Here is a 2,999-nt window from a genome sequence, read left to right as displayed (position 1 = left end):
GCCGACTTCGCCTCCTGGTACGACGGCCACCCGGACGTCCCGCGCACCTGGGACCTGTCGGCCGAGAAGGTCGCCGTCCTCGGCGTCGGCAACGTGGCCCTGGACATCGCCCGCATCCTCGCGAAGACGGCCGACGAGCTGCTGCCGACCGAGATCCCGCCGAACGTCCACGAGGGCCTGAAGGCCAACAAGGCCGTGGAGATCCACGTCTTCGGCCGCCGGGGCCCGGCGCAGGCCAAGTTCAGCCCGATGGAGCTGCGTGAGCTGGACCACTCGCCGAACATCGAGGTCATCGTCAACCCCGAGGACATCGACTACGACGAGGGCTCCATCGCGGAGCGGCGCAAGAACAAGCAGACCGACATGGTCGCGAAGACCCTGGAGAACTGGGCGATCCGCGACATCGGCGACCGCCCGCACAAGCTGTTCCTGCACTTCTTCGAGTCCCCCGTGGAGATCCTCGGCGAGGACGGCAAGGTCGTCGGCCTGCGCACCGAGCGCACCGAGCTGGACGGCACCGGCAACGTCAAGGGCACCGGGCAGACCACCGACTGGGACGTCCAGGCCGTCTACCGCGCGGTGGGCTACCTCTCCGACGAGCTGCCCAAGCTCCCCTGGGACACCGTCAGCGGCACCGTCCCGGACCAGGGCGGCCGGGTCATGGAGGGCGACGCGCCGATGCCCTCCACGTACGTCACCGGCTGGATCCGGCGCGGCCCCGTCGGCCTCATCGGCCACACCAAGGGCGACGCCAACGAGACCGTCGCGAACCTGCTGGACGACTTCGCGCACGGCCGCCTGCTCACCCCCGAGACGCCGGAGCCGGAGGCCGTCGTCACCTTCCTGGAGGGCAAGGGCCTCACGTACACGACGTGGGAGGGCTGGTACGCCCTCGACGCCGCCGAGAAGGCGCTCGGCGAGCCGCAGGGCCGCGAGCGCGTGAAGATCGTCGAGCGCGAGGACATGCTGCGCGCGAGCGGCGCCATCGACTGACACCCGAGCGCCCGACCGACCGGGCCGGAACCGTCCGGCACGCCCCGCCCCGGGGCCGTGCCGGGCGGTTCCGGCGTTCCGCGGGCGGTCGGCCCGGTCGCGGCTCCGCCCTCCGGGTGGCCCCCTCCGGCCCGGCACCGCGCCGCCCGGCCGGGCGGCGGACCCGCGGCTACGCTGGAAGCCCGGAAGAGGTGAGGCCATGTCCGCACCCACGACGGACCCGGTCGCGCGGGCACGGGACGCGGTGGCCCGGGAGTCCTGGGCCGAGGCGTACGCGCTGCTGCACGCCCACGACGCCCGTCCCACCCGGGCGGTGGCCGCCCGGGACCTGTCCGCGCTGGCGGAGGCGGCCTGGTGGGCGGGGCACGTGGAGGAGTCCGCCGCGGCCCGGCTGCGTGCGCACGCGGCCCATGTGGCGGCGGGCGACCACCGGGGCGCCGGCCTGGAGGCCTGGTGGCTCCACCACACCTACGCCGGTCTCGACCGGCCCGCGGCGGCGGCCGGCTGGCTGCGCCGGGCCCGGCACCACCTGGACGGCCTGCCGCCCTGCCCCGAGCAGTGCTTCCTCGCCTGGACCGACGCGGAGCGGGCCGCCGCCCACGGCGACGCCGTCACGGCACTGACGGCGAGCCACCTCATGACCACGCTCGCCGCCTGCTCCGGCAGCCCCGACCTGATCGCCCTCGCCCGGCAGACCGCGGCCTCGGTCCTCCTCGCCCAGGGCCGCCGCCCCGAGGCCCTCGCCCTCCTGGACGAGGCGGTCCGCGCGGCCACCTCGGGCACGCTCAGCGGCCGGTTCACCGGGCTGCTCCTCTCCCTGGCCCTGACCCACTGCCTCCGGGCGGCCGACCTGCCCCGCGCGGTCGCGTGGACGGACGCGGCGACCGCCTGGGCCGCCGCGCCCTGGACGGGCCGCCCCGCCCGGGACTCCGCCTCGCTCGCCGCCCCGACCTGCGAGAACCCCTTCCGCGGGGTGTTCCGGGCCCGGCGGGCCGAGGTGCTCGACCTGCTCGGCGCCTGGACGCGCGCCGAGTCCGAGGCCCGGCAGGCCTGCCACGAGATCCCCGCGGACCAGCCGGAGGCCGCCGCCGCCGCGTACCGCACGATCGGTGACGTCCAGCGACGGCAGGGCCGCCTCGCCGAGGCCGCACGCTCCTACGCCCGCGTCCACGACCTGGACCACCTGCCGCAGCCCGGCCTGGCGCTGCTGCGCCTCGCCCAGGGGCGGCCCGACGCGGCCGTCGCCGGGCTCGACCTCGCCCTGGCCCACCAGGACGATCCCCGGCGCGACCTCCTGGGCCGCTCCCGCCTGCTCGCCGCCCGCACCGAGGCGGGCCTCGCCGCCGGAGACGTACGGGGCGCGGCCCGCGCGGCGGCGGCCCTGCACGCCCTCGCCGGGGACGCCCCCCTCCCCCGCGCCCTGGCCGGCACCGCGTACGGCGCGGTGTGCCTGGCCCGTACCGCTTCCGGGAGCACCGCGGAGGCGGTCGCCGTCCTGCGGCGGGCGCGCGACGCCTGGCTGGCGGTCGGCGTCCCCTACGAGGCCGCGCGGGCCCGCACCCTGCTCGCGGCGGCGTACCGGACGGCCGGCGACCCGGCGGCGGCCCGGCGCGAACTGACCTCGGCGCGGGACGCCTTCCACCGCCTCGGCGCCCGCCCCGACGCCGACCGCGCGGCCGCCCGGCTCCAACACCCGCGCACCCGTCCTCCGGGCGAAGGCCGCGCCGGCTGATCGGTCCGCATGACCCCGCGAGGCAACTTAGGGACCCGATCCCCCGTCTGGCAGTCCGTACCCCTCCCCCTGGAACGGAGCCTGCCGGTGCTCGTAGGACTGCTGACCGCCATCGCCGCCTCGATCTGTTACGGCACGGGATCCGTACTGCAGGCCGTCGGGTCGCGCAGGTCCGCGCGGCGGGAGGCGGACGCGTCCGGGGGGCTCACGGAGCGGGGCGGGCCGAGCCTCGCCTCCACCGCGAAGGCGGCGACGACCTGGGAGTTCGTCGTGG

2 protein-coding genes and 1 pseudogene are annotated in these 2,999 nt (G+C 77.1%); all 3 read left to right on the top strand.

Translation table 11 applies throughout. The features are described from left to right. On the top strand, window positions 1-993 hold a 993-nt coding region (locus RIF68_RS32845; RefSeq protein ID WP_309055045.1), incomplete at its 5' end, for a pyridine nucleotide-disulfide oxidoreductase. Between the two features lie 199 nt (window positions 994-1,192). Next, window positions 1,193-2,725 (top strand): LuxR family transcriptional regulator, encoded by a 1,533-nt coding sequence (locus RIF68_RS32840; RefSeq protein ID WP_309055043.1) that lies wholly within the window; start codon window positions 1,193-1,195, stop codon window positions 2,723-2,725. A gap of 87 nt (window positions 2,726-2,812) precedes the next feature. Beyond that, window positions 2,813-2,999: pseudogene (locus tag RIF68_RS32835) on the top strand (hypothetical protein); the annotation flags it as partial.

Origin of the sequence: Streptomyces sp. (genome assembly GCF_031178505.1) — a bacterium.
In the GTDB taxonomy this organism is placed as follows: Bacteria; Actinomycetota; Actinomycetes; order Streptomycetales; family Streptomycetaceae; genus Streptomyces; species Streptomyces gulbargensis.
Note: the sequence above shows the minus strand (reverse complement) of the source record. Positions and strands in the feature narration are given on the sequence as shown.